A 26,658-nucleotide genomic window follows, 5' to 3' on the forward strand; every position below is an offset into this window, starting at 1 on the left:
AACGCCTAAATTCTACCGATTATTACCTGTAATCATTTCCCCTTGTCATCGTTTAGCGTGTGGGTTTTAGTCACAGTTTTACCTTTATCGTTCAGCTTAATTGTTCTATTAGAACAACAGCTAATACTGCCAACCAGGTAAATGTAAAAAAATGTAGGTGAAACTTTGCAGTTTTGTTGTTAGCGCGTACAATTTACCTAGTAGCTCAATAAAAATGACTTTATGCATCAATTAGGTAGCGCTTATATGGATACTAATAAAAGATCGTTAAACGGAATAACGTTTAATTATGTTCTAGCAAAGGTGGGATTTTTCAGACTTAACAAGGTAATAAAAGTTTCAAGTTTAGTTGTGAGTTCATTGTTACTAAGTAATGTGGCTTTTAGTGAAGAAATTGCTAGTGAAGATATCAATAATTTAGAGTTTATTAGCGTCCCTAAGGGGGTGAGTGTATTTGAAAAGTATGGTCTTTCTGATGACCTCCCAAAATTTGGAATGAGTTCATTATCCCAAGGTGAAAACCTGGTTGAACATGCATCTCGAGTCACCGAATATGAAGGGAAACAAACAACGTCGGACATATTTTTAGTCCAAAGTACTGACACTAAAGGCAATATTGATTTAAGAATTAAATATGACCCAATTAAGTTAGATAAAGACGAAGATGTCATTGCACGTATCGAAAGTATGACTAAAACCGAGTACCTTTTGCGCCAATACGCTAAAAGCTATGATCAATCATCACTCAAGGTGGCAGAAAAGGCTAATGGAGAAGTGGTGATTCGTTTTAACTACTCCAAATACCAACTTCCGCAAAACATTGCTTATTTTCGTTTTATGCAGGTATCCATAACGGCTAAAGACGGCAAGCCAATTAAAATGGAGATTACCAATTCAAAAGACTTCGATTACGAAGGCGTAAAAGTTAAAGACTATTCGCAAACGATTTATTTTACTGAATTGGAAAACGGTAAGCCTTATATCAAAAAGAAAATTGAAATTGCCAAGGGCACTAAAAAAGACAAACCGATCACCTTAACTACAACGGTTACCACAATTGCTTTATATGATAATCAAGATGCCGTGGTGGTGATTGATGCTGACTTACTCGCAACGGTTTCAGATCCGCGCATGCGAGAAGAAAAAGTAGAGCTACAAGCGATGTTCCCAATACTTGCTGACTTGGTGCGTCAACAAGGGATTGATGTGCCATTACCTTACGGTATTTCAGTCGCCTATCGAGATCAAAGTATGGATGTAGGTTTCACTTCATTTGATATTATGGGGTTGGAGTTAGACGAGTTTTTTGACCCAGAAACCACCTTCGGAACCGTAGACGCTAAAAGTGTGTCCCTAAGGGCCGATTTAAATATTTTTCCATTTTGGAATGTGTATGCATTAGTCGGTAAAATTAAAGTCGATGCGGTTATCGATGCCCAGTATACCGGTAATATTCGTGATGTGTTTGTCGATAAATTAGGCTCAGAGTTTAAAGCTGATATTGCTTGTGCCTTTGCTGCTGAAGTCGGAGTACCACTTTGTGAGCCAACCCGTTTTGATGTTCCTTTGGAACTTAATTATGATTTAGTGGGCGCAGGTACCACACTTTCGGTGGGTTATAGGGAGTTTTTTGCTTCAGTTACAGGTACCTATTCGTTCACTAAATTAAGTGGCCAGGATTGGGGCGACGGTATTCTCACCGTGCAACCTATGTTGGGTTACCAGTTACTGGATTACCGTGCTCAGTTTTTTGTTGGTGCAGAATATCAAGCATTAAAAGCTAACATGGAAGGTAATTTAGGCTTTGTTGAAGAGTTGAACCGTGAGTTTACTTTCGATGTAGGTGTTAAGTTGAACCAATGGGCTTATCTAGTCGGCTTTAATAAGCAAATTGGTAAACATTACAATTTAAGTGTGCTGTATAACAAAGGTGAAACCCGTGATGCATATACAGTAAGCTTTAATTATCGCTTCTAAATTAGATAAGTAAGTATTCGGTATCAAGGTAACCGATAGTGAGTAAGTTTTTTACTTAACCACTATCGGTTTTTTTTGCTTATTTTTAGTGAGGCCGTAGCAATCAGTGGGGTCTTAATAATATTTTTGCGCTATTTTCTCTGTTATCAGGGCAAGTGTTATAAAATACGCCTCAAGTTTGAATAATCGAGCATGGGGTTTTAATGAGTCAGATCGTCACACATGAGCAGTACTTTGATAAAAGCTTCAATAAACAACCCATAGACTCAACTGAGGGCTGTGAATTTGAAGAGTGTGAATTTAATGATTGCGACTTTACTGAAGCAGTATTAAAAAATACTAAGTTTTTAAGTTGTACGTTTAATCGCTGTAATTTGAGCTTAATTAAGGTGCCCCATAGCCGTTTTTATGAGGTAGATTTTAATGACTGCAAAATGGTGGGTATTGATTGGACTAAAGCGGATTGGCCGTCATTTCATCGTGATGCACAATTAAGCTTTAGCCGTTGTATTCTTAATGACAATTCATTTTTTGGCTTAGTACTAAATGAGTTAAAGCTGATTGAATGCAAGCTGCATGATGTGGATTTTCGTAATGGTGACTTTGCCAATTCCACCATGACTTTTTGTGATTTTACGAATAGTATTTTTATGAAAACCAATCTACAAGCTGTCGACTTTAGTGATTCAACTGACTTTACTATCGATGTGCTACAAAACCGCATTGCCCAAGCTAAGTTCTCACGTTTTGAAGCGCTAAACTTACTTGAGAGTTTAGCTATCGAGCTGGTGGATTAATACAGAATATAAAAAGCGCTATGAGTACACTCTCACTGTCATAGCGCTATCAGTTTTACACTGCTTTTACGTCAATCAACCAGCTTATTTACACCCCAACTAACCATTACTAAAGCTATCTGCAGCGGCTTGCTCTTGAGTAATATTTGCGGCAATAGTTTTCATGGCTTGGGTTAGTGTCGTCAGTTGCTCTTTGGTAATAGTATAAGGCGGAGTAATGTATATCACGTTGGCAAAAGGTCTTATCCACACACCTAACTCAATAAAGTCTTGCTGCAATTTAGCCGTGTTAACCACGCTATCCATTTCAATTACGCCTACTGCGCCTAATACTCTGACATCCACCACATGCTGATAATCAATAGCTTCAGCAAGTTCAGTCTTCATTTGCAACTCAACATCGCTGACCTGTTGTTGCCATGCGCCAGTTTGTAAAATACTCATACTGGCACTGGCTGCAGCGCATGCTAGCGGATTGCCCATAAAGGTTGGTCCGTGCATAAACACACCAGCAGGGGAGTCACTGACGCCTTTGGCGACTTCATCACTACATAGTGTGGCGGCTAAGCTGATGTAACCGCCGGTTAAGGCTTTACCTAAACACAAAATATCGGCTTCGATATTGGCATATTCATAAGCAAATAACTTGCCGATACGGCCAAATCCCGTAGCGATTTCATCAAGAATGAGCAGGACATGATACTGGTCACATAAGGTTCTAATGGCAGATAAATACTCGGCTGAATAAAAATGCATCCCGCCAGCCGCTTGCATGACGGGTTCAATAATAATGGCGGCAATATCTTGATGATGCTCTGCTAAAATCGCCTCAAGCGCATCAGTATCACCTTGCTTTAAAGCTTCACCGAAAACAGATAGTGGCGCTGGGGCAAAAAGGTGTTCAGTAACCGCTGCGCTAAACATGGTATGCATGCCATTATCAGGATCGCAGACGCTCATCGCGGCAAAGGTATCACCATGATAACCACGCTTAACGGTTAATAAACGCTGCTTTTGTGGTAGCTGTTTACCTTGCCAGTATTGCATGGCCATTTTAATGGCCACTTCAACGGCAATAGAGCCAGAGTCGGCTAAAAAGACTTTGGTTAAATTGGGGCTGGTCATCGCCACTAATTGCTTGCAGAGGTTAACTGCAGGGGCGTGGGTAATACCGCCAAACATTACATGGCTTAGGGTCGTGAGCTGCTGCTGCATCGCTTCAATAATTTCTGGGCGGTTATAGCCATGAATACAGGCCCACCAAGAGCTGGTGCCATCAATGACCTTTTGACCGCTGCTTAAGGTCAGTTCACACCCATCGGCACTATGGACTCCAGTTACGCTGGCAGCTTGACTCATCGAAGTATAGGGATGCCAAATATGCTGTTTATCAAACTCAAAGTCTATAGCTTGAGAGTCTATAGCTTGAGAATCGATTGTCTGGGATGCTTGCTGATAAAATGAGTTGTTCATATTTTAACCGTTAGTCAAGGTGTAATGCGCGATAGCATTGACAGTTTACGTGCTGAAGGTATCCTAACCCAATATAAAGTGAATATAAAACGAATAACAAAGGATTAATCAATGTCATCATTAGCCATCCGTCATGACTGGACCAAAGCTGAAATAGAAGCGTTATTTGCTTTACCAATGAACGATTTACTGTTTAAAGCCCACAGTATTCATCGTGAGACGTTTGATCCTAATGAAGTACAAATTAGTCGTTTATTATCAATTAAAACCGGTGCTTGTCCTGAAGATTGTAAGTATTGCCCTCAAAGTGCCCGTTACGATACCGGTCTTGAAAAAGAGCGTTTATTGGAAATCGAAAAAGTCATCACCGAAGCCAAAAGCGCGAAAGCAGCGGGAGCATCACGTTTTTGTATGGGCGCTGCATGGCGTAACCCTCGCGAGCGCGATATGCCATATTTAACCCAAATGGTTAAAGATGTAAGAGCATTAGGCATGGAAACCTGTATGACACTGGGTATGCTGTCAAAAGAACAGTCTGACGAACTTGCCAAAGCAGGTCTTGATTACTATAACCACAACCTTGATACCTCACCTGAATATTATGGCGATGTGATCACCACCCGTACTTATCAAAACCGTATTGATACTTTAACCAACGTGCGTCAGTCAGGCATGAAAGTGTGTTCTGGCGGTATTGTCGGTATGGGCGAAAAAGCGACAGACAGAGCAGGTTTATTACAACAGCTAGCTAATTTAGAGCAGCATCCTGATTCAGTACCGATTAATATGTTGGTTAAAGTTGCAGGTACGCCATTTGAAAAGATAGATGACTTAGATCCCTTTGAATTTGTGCGCACCATTGCCGTTGCACGTATTATTATGCCTAAATCTCGAGTGCGTTTATCAGCTGGGCGTGAAAGCATGACTGATGAATTACAATCTATGTGTTTCTTTGCTGGTGCTAACTCTATTTTCTACGGTTGTAAGTTACTGACGACACCCAACCCTGAAGAAAACGATGATATGAGCCTATTTAGACGTTTAGGGCTACATCCTGAGCAAGGACCATCAGCTGACATTGAATCTGACACTGCGTTATTGGCTAAAGCCAATGCAAAAAAAGATAAAGCAACGCAACAATTCTTTGATGCCGCGGCGTTATAAAGCGATACACATTTGTCAGTAGAAGGCAGTATTCATGGCAAATCACCCAATATCATCACGAATAAGTCATCGTTTGCAGCAACTGCAAACCGATGGCTTGCTGAGGCAAAGAAAGTTAGCTGAGTTAGACAAGGCATCGGCTAACAACTTAGCTCGAACAATTCCCAATATTATTGATTTCAGTCACAACGATTACCTTGGGCTGGCCAATGATCCTGAGATGATTGCCGCTATTCATGCTGGCGCGATAAAATATGGTGTTGGCAGTAAAGCATCGCCATTAGTATCTGGATACAGTGAAGCCCACCTAAAGCTTGAACAAGGTTTATGTGAGCTGACCGGTCATGAAGGAGGGCTATTATTTTGCTCTGGATTTAGTGCCAATCAAGCGTTAATCAAAACCTTATTTGAAGCAGGCGATGTGATTATTGCTGATAAGCTTATTCATGCATCAGTGATAGACGGTGTAAAAGACAGCGGCGCTGCACTTAAGCGCTATAAACACAATGATATAACCCATGCAGAGCAGTTACTTAATCGATTTCCTAATAGCGCCTTATTTACCGAAAGCGTTTTTAGTATGGATGGCGATCGTGCGCCATTAGATGCGTTATCGAACTTGTGTAAGCAGCATAATAGTTGGTTAGTGGTTGATGATGCCCATGGTTTTGGAATCAATTATGAAGAGCTTGCTAGCAATCGCTTTAACGTCAGCAGAGCGGCAGTTACACCACAATGCGATATTCAAGTCATTACCTTTGGTAAAGCCCTCGGCTGCCAAGGCGCCTGCGTTTTAGCGTCACAGCAAATTATTGATTATATGGTGGCGCAATCACGGCATTACATTTATTCAACCGCACTGTCACCTGCCAGTGCTCATTTAGCGTTAACAGCGGTTAATTTAACTCAGTCGCAACCTGATAAAGCATCAACATTGTTTGCCAATATTGCCTTCTTTAGGTCGCTTTGTAATGCTAAAAACATTGCGCTAACAGAGTCAATAACCGCCATTCAGCCTGTAATTATCGGTGACAGTGAACGAACTTTAGCAATAGCAAAGGCATTAAAGCAACAAGGTTTACAGGTCGGGGCAATCAGGCCGCCAACAGTGCCTAAAGGGCAGGCAAGGCTGAGAGTGACCATTAATGCCAGCCATAATGCCGAGCAAATAACCCAATTAGTTGATGCACTAGCAGTGCAGTTACCAAGAGAATATTAATGAATCTAGATAACCCCGTAGCGGTTAAATTCTCCCAAGCTGCAGCTACCTATAAACAACACGATGTATTACAGCGCATCACGGCTAGCAGGTTAATAAAACTTGCTAATACTGAGTATAATGCCGATAAAAAAGCAGGTTTAACCGGGCATTTATTGGATTTAGGCTGTGGCCCAGGTACTGACTTTGAATCAAATCACTGCCAGCTAACTAAGGTCACGGCAGTTGATTTATCGCCTCAAATGCTAAATGTGGTGCAGCAGTCTTTTCCGCAATATCACACTGTTTGCGCCGATGCGGCAAACTTACCTATAACTGCAAATAGCATGGACAGTATTTATTCAAACTTAGTTCTGCAGTGGTGTGATGAATTAACCCAAGTATTTAATGAACTTAATAGAGTCATAAAACCTCAAGGCCAAGCCTTTATTAGCGTGGTGAGTGATGGCAGTCTTTCACAGCTTGAAACCCTAGGGCTAGGCCATAATAGTTTTCGTCATTTAGATGACATTATCGCCGCGATAGATACCGAAAAATGGCAAATACTCTCTGCTGAGACCACTACCGAGCAAGTACATTTTGCCGATTTAAAGGCATTACTGTATTCAATTAAAGGGGTCGGGGCGTCAGTGAATGAATACCAAGATAAAAGCTTAACGGATAAAAAAACTAATCGTTTGCGCGGTCGTAAAGATTGGCTCGCGTTAATGGATAAAGCGGAAAGCTTACGTGAAGCAAACGGCTTACCATTGAGCTATAACATCAGCTATTTACAACTTGGTAAGCGTTAAATTTTTAGACAATTGGATATAAACAGTGAAGGGGTTATTTCGATGATTTATTTTGTTACTGGCACTGATACTGACAGCGGAAAAACCCTGATTTCATCGGCGCTACTTAATCTTGCAACAAGAAAAACGGCTCTAGCTAAAATAACTGTCGCTAAAACCACAGAAGCTAAAACCACAGAAGCTAAAACCCTCGGCGTCAAACCTATTGCCTCAGGTTGTATTGAAACAGACGCAGGGCTTAGAAATAGCGATGCGCTAAGCCTAATTGAACAATCAACTATCACGCTCGATTACAATCAAATTAACCCTATCGCATTTAAACCCGCCATTGCACCGCATATTGCCGCAAAGCAACAAGGGGTGAGTTTAACTGCCAGTGGCATTGTTGATTTATTGCCACTTGAAGCACTAAACAGTGCCGAGTTTGCATTAATTGAAGGTGCTGGTGGCTGGAGATTACCTTTAAGTAAAGGCCAATATTTATCGCAATCAGTACAGCAGCTGGCTCAGCAAAATGATGTTGGGGTTATTTTAGTGGTGGGCATGAAGCTTGGTTGTCTTAACCATGCATTATTAACCCAAGAGGCCATTGAAGCTGACGGGCTTAATATTGCAGCTTGGGTCGCTAACCAAGTTGACCCTGAAATGAGTGAAATAGAAGAGAACTTATCAAGTTTAAAAGAGTTAATGACGGCGCCATTCTTAGGTTATGTGCCGTACTTAAGTGAGCCAACAGCTATAAATGCCGCTGTGCATATTGATAACTCGACCTTATAGAGACTTAAGTTTTGATTTTTAGCCTTTGTCTTTTTGCTTACAAGTAGTTGTTTTAGCATTTGATATTTTCAAGGAGAGAAATCATCGAATTTGCACCAGAGTTTACCAAGGCAGAAAAAATACGCAGGGTGGTATTGTATGCCTTGCTGGGCCTTTTCATTTATATCACCCATCAAAAGTGGCTATTTCCTTTTATTTCTTGGTATACGACTACCGCTCACTGTCACACGCCTTTTGGCTTTTCTGGCATCAGGTCAACTCATACCCACCAATGTATAGCGTTCAGTTCGCATGGGAGTATTTATATTATACGATTTTAGATTAGTCGTTTCATCAAGGTAAACTTACCCTTTAAACATGTATTTTGGCTTTTACTGTTCACTCCCCCGCATATTTTTAACATCGCTATGATCTTCTCTTTAAAACCTTATGGAAACCCTACGGCATTGGCCAACCGCTTTGGGTGTTGGGATCTTGAGTTGTTAATGATGCTCAACTGTTAATTATTGTTAGCTTTATTTTGCAGCTAATTAAATATCCGTGACCGCTAACAATGTAAAAATAAGAAAACCCTTAAGTTTGAATATCAACAATGAATATTGAGATCATGATCGCTATGTGAAAATTTGTTCATGCTAGAATCCTGCGCCATTAAAGATGAGATTAATTCCTATTAAGGTTTTTTTAAGGATAGTGTTGATGAAGCAACTTTCGATCAAGTTAATTAGTGCCGCGATTGCCGCGGCATTGTCCCCTCACGTTATTGCGGATACTGGTGAAATTGTATCGCAAGAAGAAATCAAACAATCTATTTCAAATTTTCATGATGTAATTGTGATTTCTGGTTCTCGTATGGAGCAAACACTTGATCAAGTTGCCGGTTCGGTTGTGGTTATTGATGAAGAATCGATAGCGCGTAATATGAGCACCGACTTTGCTTCATTATTTAGAACAGAAGCTGCCGTTGATGTTAAAGGCGGCGCAGGTAAGCCAAGCTCGGTGACTATTCGTGGTATTGGCGGCAACCGCGTGATGATGGTTAAAGATGGCGTTCGGGTTAATAACCAGTATGCATCACCATTAGGCCCAGGCGCTGAAGGCACAGGCCGCGGATTAACTGAAGTTGAAGGCTTAAAGCAAGTTGAAGTGTTAAAAACTGCAGCATCGACTATGTATGGCTCCGATGCGTTAGGTGGCGTGATGGTCATGACCACTAAAGATGCGGATGATTACTTACGTGGCAGTGATTATTATTTCTCTGCAAATGGCGGCTACACAGGTATGAACGATGAGTTCAGCGGTGGCTTTACTAGCGCATTTGCAGCAGGTGATTTTGATAACCTAGTCAGTTATCAACGTCGTAGTGGTGAAGAACAGCAAAACTACTACAACACATTACCAGATAGTGACTTAGTCACTGACAGCTTATTACTAAAAAGTAAGTATCACTTTAATGATGATACTAATCTGCAGTTAACCGTTGATTACATGAACCAGCAGCTTGACCGCTGGGAAAAATATGCTGATAAAGATGAGTCAATTGATTATGACCGCCAAACTCAAGCGTTAAATACCTCATTACGTTTACGCTCAACGAAAGACCGTATCATTCATGACAATGTTGATTTCGTACTCTATTACGGTAAAACCGACCAAAGTGAAAAACGTGACTACTTTAATGGTATCAGTGGCGCAGACCGAGCAATAACGCAGCACCGTGATTACCAGTTTGATGAATACCGTTTTGGTTTTGCCAGTACTTTTAGTAAGGCATTGTCACTACCCGGTCATGACCACAATATTATTTATGGCGTGGATGTAGAGCAGTCTGAAATGAGCCGCCCACGCAGCTATCAAGATATCGATGAAAATGGCAATTCAACGCCATCTGAAACCGATACCTTCTCATTTGCTGATACGAAAAGTTTACGCGCTGGCATATTTGTTCAAGATGATATGACCTTTTTAGACGGCAAACTAAACGGTATTGTGGGGCTGCGTTACGATTACTTCAAAAACACCCCTGATCAACAGCAAGCTGAAGATGCTGGCCGTGATCCTGAAGATTTTGCCGCGATGAGTGATGGTTTTTGGTCACCTAAGCTTGGCCTTGTATACCACATGACTGAAAACGTGAATGTGTATGCCCAATATGCTTACGGCTACAAAATGCCAACCCCAGATCAAAAGTGGGGTGAGTTAGAAGTCAAAGATGGCGCGATGCCATTCCCTGTTATCATTGAGGCAAACTACGACTTAGAGTCAGAATCAAGTAACACCATTGAAGTGGGTGTTCGTGGTGATCATGGCGACACACGATATGAATTTACCACTTTCTATACCCAAGCTGATAATTACATCGATTGGGAATTTGTAGGGATGGACTTCAGTTTAGTCCCCTGCTTTCCATTGATGTGCCCGAAGCCAGAGTCACTAAATTATCGTTATATCAATTATGATAAAGTAACTCTTTATGGCGCTGAAATGTCTATGAGTCATTGGTTCACTAATGAATTTGAACTGTGGGGGAATATTGCTTACACCCATGGTGAAGATCAAAATGGTGATTACCTTAATTCTGTTAGTCCGTTAAAAGGTAATTTAGGGGCAAATTATTATACTTACCTTGGTAATACCGAAGCTGACTTTGGCTTAACCATGCGTTTTGCTGATCAGATGGACCGTACGACCAATTTAGATATTTTTCCAGGTATGGATACATTTAATCAGGTCTATAACACAGCAGGTTACGCAGTGTTTGATTTGACGGCTAATTTCCATGTGAATGATAACTGGACGGTACGCGCTGGCGTATTTAACCTGTTTGACAAAGAATATATCGAATATTCTGATGTAGCGGGTCAGTCAAAATTCTTAATGGACATCATGGATGTTACCGAAGAGACTTATTCTCAACCAGGTCGCTACTTTAACGTTAAACTGAGCTACACTTTTTAATGAATTAGAGTCAGTTTACTGAATGAGTTCACTGGATTGAGTGATAAAGAAAGCGTTAAATCCTTATAGGATTTAACGCTTTTTTATTGGCTGATACTCTTATGTAGACATGAGTGCTCCACTCACTTAAATGGGTATTTATAAGTTGACGGCATGCTGATTAATGTCAATGACCGGGAAGCCCCATTATGAATGAATAGCCATTAGCTAAACTTAACAGTTAACTCACTCGCAGCGTTCAAGGTAAGGTTATGAATAAAAGGGATACTGGGCTGAATGAGGGTTATAAATTGCTAACTAATTAAATTAGTTATTGTTCTGCTCCTTAGTGACGATATTAACAAAGATTAATCGCCATCTATCCGCTAAACACTAGGCTTTCTAGCAAATGCTGGTTAGATTTAAGTTTCGATTAATACAAGCTGCCTAGACTCTGCCCGCTACTAAGTTAAGCATTCAGCTGAGGTTAGGCTTAGTGTGGTATTTTTAACTAATCTGTCATTTTATGTCAGTTTTTTCCATTAGACGCTTGAAATATCTTTTTTAGGACATATTATGTCATTAAGTGTTTAATAATATTTTTGCGTTCAAGTCAGCTTGAGCATTGAGCTCAGGCGTTGAGTTTATGTCGGCATGAATGCCAGTTAGGAGTTGTAATGTTACGTATCGGTTTACTAATCGCCACCAACTTAGCCATTTTGCTAGTTGCTTCGATTGTGATGTCTCTGCTTGGTGTAAGCACATCAAGCATGAGTGGTTTATTAATTTTTGCTGCTATGTTTGGTTTTGGCGGCGCATTTATCAGTTTAGCTATCTCTAAGTGGATGGCGAAGAAAACCATGGGTTGTGAAGTTATTACAAACCCTCGTGATAATACTGAACGTTGGTTAGTTGACACTGTTGCTCGTCAAGCGCAGCAAGCTGGGATTAAAATGCCAGAAGTGGCAATTTACCAATCTGAAGAGATGAACGCATTTGCAACGGGCCCAAGTAAAGATAACGCGCTAGTTGCTGTGAGTTCAGGCTTACTTTACGGTATGACCCAAGATGAAATCGAAGGCGTACTGGCTCACGAAGTTAGCCACGTGGCTAACGGTGACATGGTCACCTTGACCCTTATTCAAGGTGTCGTGAATACCTTCGTTATTTTTGCCGCTCGTGTTGTTGCAGGTATTGTGAATAACTTCGTTGCGAGTAATGATGAAGAGGGTGAAGGTCTTGGTATGTTTGCATACATGGCTGTGGTTTTCGTACTTGACATGTTATTTGGTATTTTAGCGTCTATGGTTGTGGCTTACTTCTCTCGTATTCGTGAGTTTAAAGCCGATGAAGGTGCGGCCAAGCTTGCTGGCAAAGATAAGATGATTGCGGCATTAGAGCGTTTAAAAACTGGCCCAGAAACGGGTGCAATGCCAGCGCAAATGTCAGCATTAGGTATTAACGGTAAACGTTCAATGACTGACTTTTTAATGAGCCATCCACCACTAGAAAAACGTATTAGCGCCCTTAGAAATAGTTAATAATGTGATCTTGGTTATAAAAGGAGCTTAATAGCTCCTTTTTTATTGCTTCCCTTTTTATTTTAACTCGTTAATATAACCTTCTTTTCAAGGTGATACATTATGTAACGCTTTTTAGGTGTCAGAGATGATGATTGAATTTTGCCGCTGACTATTTAGTGTTGCTAAATTAACCAGTGTTAGCTAAGTTTATAACTGAGCCTAAAAAAGTCGTTCTGAAAATTGATATCGATTAAAGGTCTCTCTATTAGAGCCTTTTTGACTATCGTAACTGGAGGGTATAATAGTGAGCAATAAAATACTTGTAGCAATGTTTGCAGCAGCTTTAGCTGTAGTAACTTTGTCATCAAATGCATTCGCTGCAGATGAAGTTTTAGCTGATTTCCACGCTGAAATGGGTGGCTGTGAAAGTTGTCATGCTGATGGCGAGCCATCTGCTGACGGTGAGCATGAGTTCGCGCAGTGTCAAGACTGTCACGGAACACTTGCGGAAATGGATGAAAACCATGCGCCACATGATGGCATGTTAATGTGTCAAGACTGTCACGCACCACATGACATGAATGTTGGTGAAAAACCGACTTGTGATAGCTGCCATGATGATGGCCGCGTTGCTAAATAACTGATGATTATTTAGCTTTAAGCAAAGTTTAAAAGCGCTGAAATTCAGCGCTTTTTTATTGCCCCAGTTTTGCTGTTTATAAATAACTTTTATATTTCCGCCGACATTAGCTCAAAGAATAATTCCACATGAATATTCAATTCATGGCTTAGCATTTATCACACTACCTATACGGTATACCTCTAAAGTGGTATTAATTTTCTTTTGTTTTCAACGACATGTGCGTTATTGGTGCGGCTTGGTGCACTTTTGTTGAACAAAAGTAGCGATTTTAAATTTGCCTTATTTGTAAACGGTTTGTAAATCATTAAGTTAGCAATTGGCACGAGATTTGCGACGTTATTGTCATTGAATTTGAGTCAGTGAAGGGAAGTTGCATGTCTAATATCCAATCTAGTTGTGCTTATTGCGGCGTCGGCTGCGGAATAAGTGTAACCCCTAGCAGTCTTAACGACATTGGATTTGAGCTTGAAGGTGATCGTACTCACCCAGCCAATAAAGGTCAGTTATGTGCCAAAGGTGAGCGTTTATTAGAAAGCTTAGTCCAGCCAAATAGTTTACGTTATCCCAAATATAAGTCTGGTAAGTCAGTTGCTTGGCCTGAAGCTATCACGACAATTGCTGACACCTTTAAACAAACTATTGCGCAATATGGACCAGACTCAGTTGCATTTTATTTATCAGGGCAACTTTTAACTGAAGATTACTATGTGGCTAATAAATTGGCCAAAGGCTTTATTGGCACGGCGAATGTTGATACCAATTCACGCCTTTGTATGTCTTCTGCTGTAAGTGCGCACATGCGCGCATATGGAGAGGATGTTGTAGCGGGTTGTTATGACGATTTTGAACAGGCACAAGTAATAGTATTAGTGGGTTCAAACGCAGCGTGGACCCATCCGGTTTTATTTCAGCGGATGATTAAAGCCCGCCAGCGTTATGGCACTAAAATTGTCGTAATTGACCCAGCTAAAACTGCTACGGCAAGCCAAGCAGACTTACATCTTCAAATCGCGCCGGGGACAGATACGTTATTATTTAATGGCTTACTGAATTTCATTGCCAAAAATGAAGCGTTAAATCAGCCATATATTGATGCGCACACTGAAAACTTCACTCAAACCTTAGCACACGTTGCCAGTCAAGCCACTGATGTTGAAACACTTGCCCAAGCGTTATTAGTGCCTATTGCTCAGTTGCAGGATTTCTATCAGTTATTTATCTCTCACGCAAAAGTCATGACAGCTAGCTGCCAAGGGGTAAACCAATCTATTGCAGGCACTGACACTAGCAATGCGATAATCAATTGTCACTTAGCTCTTGGTCAGGTTGGTAAGGAAGGTTGTGGTTTCTTTTCACTTACAGGCCAACCGAATGCCATGGGTGGGCGTGAAGTGGGCGGTTTAGCGACACAACTTGCTTGTCATATGGGGTTTTCTGAGCCGGAGCGTCAAGTGTTAGGAGATTTTTGGCAGTCTGAGGTGATCGCGACTGATAAGGGTCTCACAGCCGTTGAATTATTTGATGCTATGGCAGATGGAACAATTAAAGCGGTGTGGATTATGGGCACTAATCCAGTGGTGTCATTGCCTAATACTGCAAAAATAACTGCGGCATTAGAAACCTGTCCTTTTGTGGTGGTGTCTGAGATAACACAAGACTCTGCGACTGCGCAATTAGCCGATGTGTTATTACCTGCACAGGGTTGGTCTGAAAAATGTGGCACTGTCACTAACAGTGAGCGAGTGATTAGCCGCCAACGTGGCTTTATACAAGCTAAAGGCACTGCAAAAGCTGATTGGTGGGCCTTGGCAGAAGTCGCAAAAGCGATGGGTTTTGAACAAAGTTTTAGCTTTAAAAACAGTGCTGCCGTTTTTAAAGAATTTGCCCAGTTATCTAAGCTTGTAAAGCAATCTTTTCCAGGCAAGCAGTTTGATTTAAGCGGTTTGGCTGATTTAACGGATGAGCAATATGATGAGTTACTACCGACGCAGTGGCCTGCTGCTAACCATGGTGCCATAGGGGGCAATAAGCAAAGATTGTTTGCCGATGGCATATTCGCCACCGCATCATCAAAAGCGCAATTTATTGAAACCACTGCAGATTGCCAAATAGCCCCTTTGCCAGCTGGGCAAGTACGCTTAAACAGTGGTCGCAGCCGAGATCAATGGCACACCATGACCCGCACAGGTCATATTGCGGCGCTTAGAGCCAGTATCCCAGAGCCTGTTATTGCTGTTCATCCTTCGACTTTAGCGCAATTAAAATTAATTGAAGACGACTTGGTAACTTTTGCTGCCCCCAATTTATCAATAACCAATTTTGCCGTGGCAAGAGTGGTTGCAGATGACTCCCAAGCGCCAGACTTGGGGTTTATGTCAATGCATTGGTCTGAGCAGTTCTCGTTAGGTAAGGGCGTTAATACCCCACTTGATAGTCAGTTTGACCCTTACTCAAAACAGCCAGCGTTTAAATGCCAACCCGTGTCGTTAACTAAAGTTGCTGTGACATTGCAAGGGATCGTTTTTGGTCTGCATGATCCACACATGCAAGGCCTGAACTGGAATGTTCAGCAAACATTAACCACTGGCAGTTGTTATCACATCGGTTTTGAAAATACAGATGCAGCATTTGCTTATCAGTCAACGGTACACGCTTTAAAATGGACAATTTCCCTTGCTAGTCAGCAAATTATCCATGTGCATTGCAATATCAGTAACGGCTTGTTGGTATCACTGAAACTGTTAAGTCGCACAAAGGTCGCTGTTTCCCTTGAAGCGATGAATTTGCTTATTAGTCAAACAGTAGATGTTGCATTAATGCGTCAATTACATCAGCTGATTAAAGCTGGTAACAGCCCACTAATTTGCGCCTGTACCGGTGTCACACAAGCCAATATTGAATATGCCATGCTGCAAAAACTTGATAATGCAGTATTCAGTAAACGTGCTTTAGCATCTGATTTTACTAGCGCCACAGCGATTAACACTGATATCACACAAGCAGATTTTGATAAGGCGTTAGATGAAACCCAAACAGAGCTAGGCTGCGGCAGACAATGTGGTAGCTGCCACAGTGAAGTGGGTCAATGTGCCAATGATATTTGGCATATTGCTTTAGCTGAGATAACGACTGAGTTGTCAGAGCAAGAACGTAAATCAGCCCAAGAGGAGGTGGCGTAATGAGTCATACATTGAATAAGCTAATTAACTTTAATAGCGCAGCCGCTAATAATGATTTGATTTCGGGTGATGTCGAAATTGTCGGTGCAGGTTGCGGGCAATTAGATTTAATGACCATTAAAGCCGCCAGAATAGTGTCTCAAGCTGAGGCGCTGGTTTATGACAGCTTGGTCAGCAGCGATATTCTTTCATTAGTCTCTGCAGATTGTCAGCGCCACTTTGTGGGTAAACGTTGTGGTCAGCCAAGTTATAAGCAAGATGATATAAACGCTTTACTAGCAAAGCTTGCCACACAAGGACTCAAAGTTGTACGTTTAAAAGGTGGCGATCCGCATATTTTTGGGCGCGGGGCAGAAGAGTCTCTGTATCTTGCTAAATTAGGGATCGCTAGCCGATTTACCCCTGGTATTACAGCAGCTTTAGGCTGCGCCTCAACCACAGGTATTCCGCTAACGTACCGCGGCATGGCTCGTTCAGTCACGTTAGTCACTGGTACCCGCATTACAAATGATGGGCTAGATCAGGCTCCAACTCATTGGAAAGGCTTATTAGAAGCACAATCTACCTTAGTTTTTTACATGGGCAAGGAGCAAGCAGCAGCAATTTCAGCAGGACTTATGTCTGTTAAAGCTGAGGCAAACTTACCCGTGGCACTTGTCACCAATGGCGGCAGACCTAATCAGTTAATCACTTATGCCAATGTTAGCAATATGGCCAAGCAAGCGACATTAATTAAAGACAGTGGCCCAACCTTAATCATCATTGGTGAAGTGGTTGCAGTGGGTCAAGAATTAGCTGGCTTATTGTCTGATATAAAAGCCAAGCCAACAGATTTTGTGGAGGTGGCTTATGGTTGAGCAACAAACGCAAGATATGCTTAATGCCGCTGATTTTGATAGCCGTAAGCTCATCAAAGCAATGGGCAAAGGGGTTAAAGGTAGCCGCAGTTTGAATTTTGCTGAAGCCGCTTACTTGATTAAAGGTTTTGCAAGTGGTGACATTTCTACTGCGCAAATGGCGGCAGCGATGATGCTTATGCGAGTGCGAGGTGAGTCAGTTGAAGAACTTGCTGGTGTAGCGTCTGGGCTAAAGCAGTTGGTTTCTTCTCAGTGGAAAACTATTAAAGCAGATATTGATTGGCCGGTATATGCCGGTAAGCGCGAGCAGTTACCTTGGTTATTATTAGCGGCAAAAATGCTGGCTAAACAAGGTAAAACCATTGTATTACATGGAGATAGTCAATCATTACCTCATCGTCGTCATGTTGAATCATATATTGCGGCTTTAGATATTCCTAAATGTGACAACGCCGAAACCGCCGCAGAAATGTTAGCGAAAACAGGGCTGATTTACCTTAACAGCGCAGATGTTATTCCAGTATTAAATGATTGCCGCGCTTTACATCAAGAGTTGGGTTTACGAAGTTTTATTCAAATGTCTGTTCGCTGCGTTAACCCGTGTAATGCAGCATTTAGCCTACGCAGTTATTTTCATCCTGGATTAGATAAATTGCATCATCAAGTGGCAGCGCTTTTGGCAAAGGATAGCTGCCAAAGAGAAGCGGCAGATATTGCTATTTTTAAAGGTCTGCAGGGGGAGACGGAAATCAACCCTCGTGTCAGTACTCGGGTAGGTTTACTGCGTTTTAATGGCCAACATGAAGCTAACTTTGCAGAGATTGATCTGCCTACCCAACTTGAGGCATTTGTGGGGGCAAAGCTTGGTCAAGCTGATTTGTCTGCTGCTGTACTGGCGCAACTTTGGCGGGCTGAAGACATTGCTGAGGCCGATTTATCAACGGCACAATTACAGCAAGCGATAGCCAGTGTCACCGCCACGATAGCGCTGGTAAATGTGCTATGTAATAAAGGATTAGCTATTAATGATGCCTTAGAACATGCCAAAAAAGTCTGGTTTGAGCGAAATAAATATGTCATTCAAGACTCAAATGTCATGGGGTCGTCCCTTTGGCAACATATTGAAAATAACGTTATTCCGTCAACTCGTCATGCAGTAAGGAGTTAAGCATATGGTTAATTATATCTATTGTGACCCATCATTTAATAACAATGCATTGCTGACAGATTATAAAATCCAACTAAATCAGTTTCAGGCATGTGTAGAAGTAACAAGCCTCAGCCAACTAGAACAAAATGTGCTTAAAGGGAACGGATCATGTTTAATATTTCTAACCAATGAGTTACAACCCTTGCAGCAAGCATTTATTGAGCGTTTGTTATCGAATACGGCTTTACCCATTATTGTGAATGCTCAGCATTGGGATGAAAATCATCTAGCCAGTTTGTTACTTTGTGGCAGGGTGACTTTCGTACCCGAGCAGCTGTCAGCAAAACGCTTAAGCTCTTTAGTTAACCTAGCAAAAATTCGCTTTGATAATGCTTCTAATATGCTCGAAAAAGTGAAGCAATTAGATGAGAAATGTGTCGCGATGAAGCTGGTGTCAAAAGCCAAGTCGTTACTGCAATTGCAGGGTATTAGCGAAAAAGTAGCGCATGAATTGATCCAAAAACAGGCTATGAGCAAGGGGGTAACCGTAGCTGAAATGGCAAAAAGTATCATTGCAGCGGCAAAACAAATTGAAGCAAATCAAAGAGGGACGAACCGAATGCAACAATTTGGTGCGAGTGCGCCTGTGGTGACCAGTATAGCCTAGTATCTTTTTAGGCTAATATATTATTTTGTATATTTACAATGACTTACGATTTTATGTTTGTTGGCATAGTCAATGCTTAGTATTTGCTAGATCGTGTGAGCAATTAAGTTGTGTGAAGCATTAGCTGGCATTAATAAATCGCTGTGTAAATAAATAACCGTGGAAATAAAGAGTTTAGGTCAAGCGTTATCATCATGACAAACTGTAGCTTGAATCTCTAACTTCTAAATGCAATGGCGCGTGCACGTAATCGTCGTTAATCGAGACGCTATAACAGTGTAGTTTAAACAGTTTATAGTTAAAATTTGAAGGCTTTTGGCAATGGCGTCAGCTCTGTTAACCCAGAGGCTGGCGCTTTTTTGTTTTTAGGGCTTTAACAAAAATTCAAGGAGCCTTCTATGGCAAATGCAAAATCCAAGCTGGTAGTAATAGGTAATGGCATGGTGGGTCATCACTTTATCGAGCAATTATGTAGTCAAGGGTTGCAGCAGCAATTTGATATTGAAGTGTTTGGTGAAGAGCCCCGACCTGCATACGATAGGGTGCAACTGTCAAAATATTTTGAAACCGGTAGTGCCGATGAATTGATGCTAACTAGCGCTGAGGATTATCAAGATTGGGGGGTAAAGTTGCACCTTGATAGCCGAATTACCGTGCTAGATACCGCCAATAAAACCGTGACCACAGAAGCGGGCATAACGACAGCCTATGACAGTTTAGTCCTTGCAACAGGATCTTATCCATTTGTCCCACCTATTGCTGGTAACGATAGAGAAAGCTGTGTGGTGTACCGCACCATAGAAGATTTACAAGACATTGAAGCTGCGGCGAAAAAATCTAAAGTTGGCGTGGTAGTCGGTGGCGGCTTATTAGGCCTTGAAGCGGCAAATGCATTAATGGCCCTTGGCGTAACAACTCATGTTGTTGAATTTGCACCACAGTTAATGCCAGTACAATTAAATGATAAAGCGGGTGACTTACTTAAAAGTAAAATTAATGACTTAGGTGTATCAGTACATACCTCTAAAGCCACCACCGCCATTATCGATGGTGAGAGCGCACAGCACCGCATGACATTCAACGATGATAGTTTTCTTGAAACTGACATGATTGTGTTTTCTGCCGGTATTCGACCTCAAGATGCATTAGCGAGAAGCAGCGGTATGCAAATGGGTGATCGCGGCGGCATTGCAATTGATGATAACTGCTTAACCTCAGCTCCCGATGTTTATGCCATCGGTGAATGTGCATTATGGCAAAACCGCATTTTTGGCCTAGTTGCCCCAGGTTATCAAATGGCGCGAGTCGCTGTGTCGCATTTAGCGGCAGGAGTTGCTAAGGCGCCTGCGCCATCATTGGCATTTACTGGTGCGGATATGAGCACCAAACTCAAGCTATTAGGTGTTGATGTTGCCGCTATTGGTGAAAGCCGCGGTTTCGACAATGCGCAATTTGTGGAGTTATCTGACAATCAATCAGGCATATATAAAAAGCTGTGGTTAGATGAGTCGGGTCAATATCTTAAAGGCGCAGTATTAGTGGGCGATAACAGTGATTATGCCCGTTTACTGGATTTGTATTTATCGCAAGATGCAATTGAAGGCAATGCGGTTGAATTATTAATGACGGGTGATGAAACGGCGCTTGAATTAAAAGACAGCTCAATAGTTTGTTCTTGTCATCAAGTGACTAAGGCTGATATCGCCACTTCAGTGACCAAAGGCAATCATACCATTGCTGAAATCAAGACCTGCACCCGAGCCGCATCTGGCTGTGGTGGTTGCGCGCCATTGGTGAAGAAAATCATGGATGAAGCGCTCGTAGCAGAAGGGGTTGAGTGCAATACTGGCATTTGTGAGCATTTTGAACAGGATAGACAGTCTTTGTATCACTTGTGCCAAGTTGAAAACATTACTGACTTTGAGACGTTAATTACTCGCCATGGTAAACACGCTGGTACCAATGCTGGGTCGACGTTTGGTTGTGACATTTGTAAGCCCGCAGCAGGGTCAATTTTTGCTTCATTGCAGAATAAATATGTTTTAAACCAAGAGAGCAGTCATGTTCAGTTGCAAGATACTAACGATGCCTATCTTGGCAATATACAAAAAGATGGTACTTACTCTGTGGTGCCGCGAATTGCAGGTGGTGAAATTACCCCTGATGGTTTAATTGCCATTGGCGCCGTAGCCAAAGAATATGACTTGTACACCAAAATCACTGGTGGTCAGCGAATCGACTTATTTGGCGCAAAATTATCAGAGTTACCGAGTATTTGGGGCAAATTAATTGCTGCCGGGTTTGAAACCGGTCATGCCTACGGTAAATCGCTGCGTACGGTTAAATCTTGTGTGGGTAGTACTTGGTGTCGTTATGGTGTTCAAGACTCTGTGTCTACAGCCATTGATTTAGAGAACCGCTATAAAGGCTTACGTGCGCCCCATAAAATTAAGTTTGCTGTCTCGGGTTGTACTCGAGAATGCGCAGAAGCCCAAAGCAAAGATATTGGTGTTATCGCAACCGATAAAGGTTGGAACTTATATGTTGCTGGGAATGGCGGTATGCGTCCACGTCATGGTGATTTATTTGCTACCGATTTAGATACCGATACCTTAGTCAAATATATCGACAGAGTTCTGATGTTTTATATTAAAACCGCTGATAAATTACAACGCACTTCAGTGTGGATGGAGTCGCTTGAAGGTGGTTTAGCATATCTACAGTCGGTGGTGATACAAGATAGTTTAGGCCTTGCTGCAGAGCTTGATAGTCAAATGGCCAAAGTGGTCGCGGCTTATCAATGTGAGTGGAAAACCAGTCTTGAAAAACCTGAATATCTTGCCCGTTTTAATGAGTTTGTTAACCCTGATGCTCAGCCTGAAGGTGAAACACACCTGTATCATCGCGCCCGTCAGCAGCGTTTTCCTGCTATGTCGTCTACCGGTGCAGGAAACATTGCGATTAAAGAAATTGAATCAGAATTAGAATCAGAATCAGAAATTGCGGAGGAGTTGGTATGAGTTGGGTGAATGTATGTAATGAGTCAAGCTTACCTCAAGGCACGGGGATTGCGGCGTGGGTTGCAGGTAAAGCCGTCGCCATTTTTGATTTAGGTAAACACGGTTTGTTTGCCATTGATAATATCGATCCGGCGACAGGGGTAAGTTTGCTTGCTCGCGGCTTGATTTGTGACGTTGAAGGTCAGTTATGTGTGGCTTCTCCATTATATAAGCAACATTACAACTTAGTGACTGGCGTGTGTATTGAAAATGAAGCGATGGTGGCTTCACCCTATGAAATTAAAAAGGAAGCTGGCCAAGTATTGGTTTTAGCTAAATAAAAGGACGTGCAGTATGAGTTCTCAGAAATTTAATCTATTTTCGTTTTCGGGCAAGATGAAAGTCTTGCATCTGAGTTGGGTGGCATTTTTTATCACTTTTGTGGTGTGGTTTAACGCTGCACCTTTACTCAGTGTTATTGCAGACAGCTTAGGACTAACAAAGTCATAAATCAAAACCTTACTTATTTTGAATGTGGCGTTAACGATTCCTACTCGGGTTATTATCGGCATGGTGACCGACAAATACGGCCCGAGACTGACTTATTCAGTATTAATGGGGGTCTGTTCCATACCTTGTTTTATGTTTGCAGTTGCCGACTCGTTCGAGCAATTAGCCATGGCTCGGTTCCTGATTGGCTTTATTGGTGCGGGTTTTGTTATTGGTATTCGTATTGTCAGTGAATGGTTTCCTGCAAAAGAGTTAGGCACGGCCGAAGGTATTTATGGCGGTTGGGGCAACTTTGGTAGCGCAGCTGCAGCGTTTACTTTACCTGCGGTGGCCATTTACTTTGGCGGCGAAGATGGCTGGCGTTATGCCATTGGTCTTACGGGAGTTATGAGCTTCTTATTTGCTTTTGTCTATTATTTTAACGTCACAGATACTCCAAAGGACTCGACTTACTTTAAACCGAAAAAAGCGGGTGGCTTAGAGGTAACCAGTAAAGGTGATTTCGCACTGCTAATTTTCATGAAGATCCCGATGTATGCAACACTTGCTCTACTGGCATGGAAGTTATCTCCAGCAGGCGTGAGTATGCTTGAGCAACAAATGACCTATATCATTTATGCTTCATTAGTCGTCATTTTCATTTTTGATGTTTATAAAACCTATGAAGTGAATAAAGATATTTTTGTTAAAGAAGTGCCTGAGTTTGAACGTTATAAGTTTAAACAGGTGGCTGTACTTAATGTGCTTTATTTTACGACTTTTGGATCAGAACTCGCCGTAGTGTCAATGTTGCCACTGTTTTTTGCTGAGACATTTGATTTAGGGATGGCACAAGCGGGTATGGTTGCCTCTAGCTATGCCTTTATGAACTTAATGTCTCGTCCGGGCGGTGGTTGGTTAAGTGATAAGTTTGGCCGTAAGACAACATTGATGATTTTAACTGCCGGTCTAGCTGTTGGTTACTTTGCCGTCAGTCACATTGATGGTACTTGGTCATTACCTTTAGCTATTGTGGTGGTAATGGCGTGTTCATTCTTCGTTCAAGGCGGTGAAGGTGCTGTGTTTGCTGCAGTGCCACTGATTAAACGTCGATTAACAGGGCAAATAGCAGGCATGACAGGTGCTTATGGTAATGTCGGCGCGGTGTTCTTTTTAACGGTCTACTCTATGGTACCGACACCCGTGTTCTTTAATGTTATTGCTGTCAGTGCGGTGCTAGGGTTTATTACTTTATTCTTCATGACTGAACCCAAAGGCCATATCGCTGAGGTGAATGAAGAAGGTGAAGTTACCTTGATTAGCGTTAACTAGTTTATATTATTGGCTATGACTTAATATAAATAATGCTAAACGCTATTGTTACTAACCCTGAAAACACCGCTAATGAATTTAGCGGTGTTGTCGTTTTTATTAAAAGGTGGACATTGGGTGATTAATGCTAATTTTGAGTCTAAATCAGGGTCTGAACTTAAGACTGAATCTAATGTAAAGCTGCATGAAGAAAATAGAACCCAAGATCAACTGCCTATATCGGGCGTGTTGGAAGTAAAGGCGGGTCAAGTCTCAGATAAAGGCAGAAAAGCGGATAATGAAGATGCTATAGGCATTAAAATTCCTTCAGGTTTAATGTTAACCACCAAAGGTATTGTGAGTGTTATCAGCGATGGGGTTAGCGCAGCTGAAGGTGGTGCAAAAGCCTCTGCCATCAGTGTGAGTAACTTTATCGCTGATTACTATTCAACGCCTGAATCCTGGAGCGTTCAAACATCCAGTACCCGTGTTCTTACGGCGTTAAATCGGTGGTTGTATGGCTTAGGGCAAGATTATCGCGATGCCAGAAAAGGCTATGTGTGTACGTTTAGTGCATTGGTTTTCAAGTCTTGCTCGGCGCATATGCTGCATGTTGGTGACTCACGAATCTATCGTTTTCGCGATGGTGAGTTAATGAAGGTAAGTCGTGATCACAGCACTTCAGTAAATCAATTTTCCAGTTATCTTACCCGCGCTATTGGCATGGATGTAAAGTTAGATGTTGATTATAAGCAGGTTAACCTTGCTTTAGATGACATGTATTTACTGACGACGGATGGTATTCATGATGTGGTGACCGATCATGAATTGTCGAAAATGTTGATTCATCTACAGCAAAGCCACGCTGAAATTACTGACGAATTATGTGAAGCATTTTGTCAAAAAATGGTCGATAAAGCCTATCTGTTAGACAGCCAAGATAACCTCAGTGCGCAGTTAATTTCAATCTCACAGCTGCCAACTCAAGCTATTGACGATGTTTATCATAAACTCGCCAGCCGACCTTTTCCGCCGCCACTATCAGTAGGGATGAAGTTAGATGGCTATGAAGTGACGGGGATTATTCATCAAAGTCAGCGCAGCCAAGTTTATGTGGTAAAAGACAAGCAAGGTATTGAAAAGTGCATGAAAACGCCGTCGGTAAATTACATTGATGACGGGGCTTATATTGAACGTTTTATGCTTGAAAGTTGGATAGGGCACCGTATTAATAGCATTCATGTGGTTAACGTTGTCGATCATCATATGCCTAAATCAGCGCTGTACTATCTCACTGATTATTTACAAGGGTTGAGCTTAGCTGATTGGATGACGCAACATAAACGCGGCCCGGTTGAAGATGTGCTGCAGCTTTTAAAACAAGTTGAGGCGGGTATTCGCGCTTTTCATCGTAAAGAAACCCTGCATCAAGATTTAAAGCCGGACAATATTTTCATCACTCGAGAGGGGATTGTTAAAATTATCGATTTTGGTGCCTGTTACATTAAAGGTATTGCTGAAATCACCACCCCGCTTAAACGCGATACCATTCTGGGCACTGCAGATTATACTGCGCCTGAGGTCATACTGGGTTATCAATCTGATGGCCGTGCCGATTTATTCTCTTTTGCTGTTATCGCTTATGAGATGTTGGCCGGTGAACAACCCTTTAAAGGCCAATTAGGTAAATGCTTAAGCCGAAAAGATTTTGAAAAACTGGTTTATATACCTGTTTATGCAACCAATCCTATGGTGCCTGAGTGGATGGATAAAGCATTAGAAAAAGCATTATCCATAGAACCCGCTACACGTTTTGCTGATAGTAGTGAATTTTTACATGCGTTAACGACTCCTGCCTCAACCACTTCAAAAACGTCTATTCCGTTTATTCAGCGTAATCCCATTAAGTTTTGGCAAACGCTGAGCGTGACATTATTTCTTTGGTCGATGTATTTATTATTTAAATAAATGACTCAGCCAGCATTGTTTCTCATCTTTTTATCGTCCTAAAGTTTTGATTTTAACTCCTGGTAAGATTTTAATACTAGAGGATGATTCGAACAAGAAATAGTCAGCCCATACTCTTATGGTGAAGGTATTGAAAGAATAACGTCTTTCATTCTAATAAGGATATGAAGCATGGATATGCAACCGCCAATAATAACAACTCATCGAAAAAACCGCCCCAGAGCACATTCTACAATATTCGCCGCGTTACTATTTTTGGTCATGAACCTCGTGAGCCTACCGAGCTATAGTCAGCCAGATTTGAGTCACTTTAATGAGCTTTCTAGCTTCGAAAATACGACTCAAGTGAGCCAAGATGGTTTTGATCATGATTTAACACTGGATCAATCAGGTGTTGGCCACCAACTTTATGCTCAACAATTGGGCCACACTAATTCCATTCAAGTTAACCAACAAGGGTCGCAACAATATTCTGCTGTTTATCAGTCTGGTGCCAATATCGAAGCTGAAATTTTGCAGATGGGGGCCGGTAATGTGCTGGTGTCATATCAAGATGGTGACAACCTTTATGTGGATATTATGCAAACAGGCACTGCAAACGTGGCGTTGATAAAACAAAGCGGATTCGATAATTCAATTGGCATAAAACAGTATGGTTCTGGCCTTGCCGTAGGCGTGCTGCAATGGGGTAATGGGCAACATGTTGCAATAACCCAAGGGAAGTAACAAACAAAGCG

General features: G+C 41.8%; 18 protein-coding genes and 1 pseudogene. 18 read left to right on the forward strand and 1 reads right to left on the reverse strand.

Going from position 1 to position 26,658, the window contains the following annotated elements; genetic code table 11:
* Nucleotides 1–351: 351 nt before the first annotated feature.
* Together BCU57_RS04655 and BCU57_RS04660 are read left to right on the forward strand one after the other, a co-directional pair.
* Nucleotides 352–1,977: a hypothetical protein gene (locus BCU57_RS04655; protein WP_198589924.1), complete on the forward strand. Its 1,626-nt coding sequence runs from the start codon at nt 352–354 to the stop codon at nt 1,975–1,977.
* Nucleotides 1,978–2,180: 203 nt separating this feature from the next.
* Entirely contained in the window at nt 2,181–2,774 is a 594-nt protein-coding gene (locus BCU57_RS04660; protein WP_102438020.1) for a pentapeptide repeat-containing protein, read from the forward strand.
* 99 nt (nt 2,775–2,873) lie between these two features.
* Here the strand turns inward: BCU57_RS04660 and bioA are convergent, their stop codons facing one another.
* Nucleotides 2,874–4,247, reverse strand: coding sequence for an adenosylmethionine--8-amino-7-oxononanoate transaminase (gene bioA, locus BCU57_RS04665; RefSeq protein ID WP_102438019.1), 1,374 nt, complete (start codon nt 4,245–4,247; stop codon nt 2,874–2,876).
* A gap of 111 nt (nt 4,248–4,358) precedes the next feature.
* Between bioA and bioB the strand changes: the two genes are divergently transcribed.
* The 16 genes and pseudogenes from bioB to BCU57_RS04745 all read left to right on the forward strand — a co-directional run bounded on the left by bioB (nt 4,359) and on the right by BCU57_RS04745 (nt 26,647).
* Nucleotides 4,359–5,411, forward strand: coding sequence for a biotin synthase BioB (gene bioB, locus BCU57_RS04670; protein ID WP_102438017.1), 1,053 nt, complete (start codon nt 4,359–4,361; stop codon nt 5,409–5,411).
* Between the two features lie 34 nt (nt 5,412–5,445).
* A complete protein-coding gene (locus BCU57_RS04675; protein WP_102438015.1) occupies nt 5,446–6,630 on the forward strand; it encodes an aminotransferase class I/II-fold pyridoxal phosphate-dependent enzyme in 1,185 nt (394 codons plus the stop codon).
* Nucleotides 6,630–7,421: a methyltransferase domain-containing protein gene (locus BCU57_RS04680; protein WP_102438013.1), complete on the forward strand. Its 792-nt coding sequence runs from the start codon at nt 6,630–6,632 to the stop codon at nt 7,419–7,421. The genes BCU57_RS04675 and BCU57_RS04680 overlap by 1 nt, the downstream gene beginning before the upstream one ends.
* A gap of 45 nt (nt 7,422–7,466) precedes the next feature.
* A complete protein-coding gene (gene bioD / locus BCU57_RS04685) occupies nt 7,467–8,198 on the forward strand; it encodes a dethiobiotin synthase (RefSeq protein WP_198589925.1) in 732 nt (243 codons plus the stop codon).
* A gap of 699 nt (nt 8,199–8,897) precedes the next feature.
* The gene (locus BCU57_RS04690; RefSeq protein WP_102438009.1) at nt 8,898–11,156 is read left to right on the forward strand and encodes a TonB-dependent hemoglobin/transferrin/lactoferrin family receptor; all 2,259 of its coding nucleotides are present in this window, start codon (nt 8,898–8,900) and stop codon (nt 11,154–11,156) included.
* A gap of 656 nt (nt 11,157–11,812) precedes the next feature.
* A complete protein-coding gene (gene htpX, locus BCU57_RS04695; protein WP_102438007.1) occupies nt 11,813–12,676 on the forward strand; it encodes a protease HtpX in 864 nt (287 codons plus the stop codon).
* A gap of 286 nt (nt 12,677–12,962) precedes the next feature.
* On the forward strand, nt 12,963–13,298 hold the full coding sequence (gene cctA, locus BCU57_RS04700) for a tetraheme c-type cytochrome CctA (RefSeq protein ID WP_102438005.1): 336 nt from the start codon (nt 12,963–12,965) through the stop codon (nt 13,296–13,298).
* Nucleotides 13,299–13,675: 377 nt separating this feature from the next.
* Complete coding sequence (locus tag BCU57_RS04705; protein ID WP_102438003.1) at nt 13,676–16,480, forward strand: nitrate reductase; 2,805 nt, start codon at nt 13,676–13,678, stop codon at nt 16,478–16,480.
* Nucleotides 16,480–17,337, forward strand: coding sequence for a uroporphyrinogen-III C-methyltransferase (cobA, locus tag BCU57_RS04710; protein ID WP_102438001.1), 858 nt, complete (start codon nt 16,480–16,482; stop codon nt 17,335–17,337). The genes BCU57_RS04705 and cobA overlap by 1 nt, the downstream gene beginning before the upstream one ends.
* Nucleotides 17,330–18,505: a glycosyl transferase gene (locus BCU57_RS04715; RefSeq protein WP_102437999.1), complete on the forward strand. Its 1,176-nt coding sequence runs from the start codon at nt 17,330–17,332 to the stop codon at nt 18,503–18,505. Before cobA ends, BCU57_RS04715 begins: the two co-directional genes overlap by 8 nt.
* Nucleotides 18,506–18,509: 4 nt before the next feature.
* Nucleotides 18,510–19,154, forward strand: coding sequence for an ANTAR domain-containing response regulator (locus BCU57_RS04720; protein ID WP_102437997.1), 645 nt, complete (start codon nt 18,510–18,512; stop codon nt 19,152–19,154).
* 398 nt (nt 19,155–19,552) lie between these two features.
* Nucleotides 19,553–22,174 carry a nitrite reductase large subunit NirB gene (gene nirB, locus BCU57_RS04725; protein ID WP_102437995.1) on the forward strand — a complete coding sequence of 874 codons (2,622 nt, stop codon included), beginning with the start codon at nt 19,553–19,555 and terminating at the stop codon, nt 22,172–22,174.
* On the forward strand, nt 22,171–22,494 hold the full coding sequence (gene nirD / locus BCU57_RS04730; protein ID WP_102437993.1) for a nitrite reductase small subunit NirD: 324 nt from the start codon (nt 22,171–22,173) through the stop codon (nt 22,492–22,494). Before nirB ends, nirD begins: the two co-directional genes overlap by 4 nt.
* Before the next feature lie 13 nt (nt 22,495–22,507).
* A pseudogene (locus tag BCU57_RS04735) lies at nt 22,508–23,974 on the forward strand (NarK family nitrate/nitrite MFS transporter).
* Between the two features lie 45 nt (nt 23,975–24,019).
* Complete coding sequence (locus BCU57_RS04740) at nt 24,020–25,921, forward strand: protein kinase domain-containing protein (RefSeq protein ID WP_413211400.1); 1,902 nt, start codon at nt 24,020–24,022, stop codon at nt 25,919–25,921.
* Nucleotides 25,922–26,092: 171 nt separating this feature from the next.
* Nucleotides 26,093–26,647, forward strand: a complete 555-nt coding sequence (locus BCU57_RS04745) for a curlin (RefSeq protein WP_102437989.1) — start codon at nt 26,093–26,095, stop codon at nt 26,645–26,647.
* Nucleotides 26,648–26,658 lie beyond the last annotated feature (11 nt).

It is taken from the genome of Shewanella sp. 10N.286.48.B5, assembly GCF_002874355.2.
GTDB lineage: Bacteria > Pseudomonadota > Gammaproteobacteria > Enterobacterales > Shewanellaceae > Shewanella.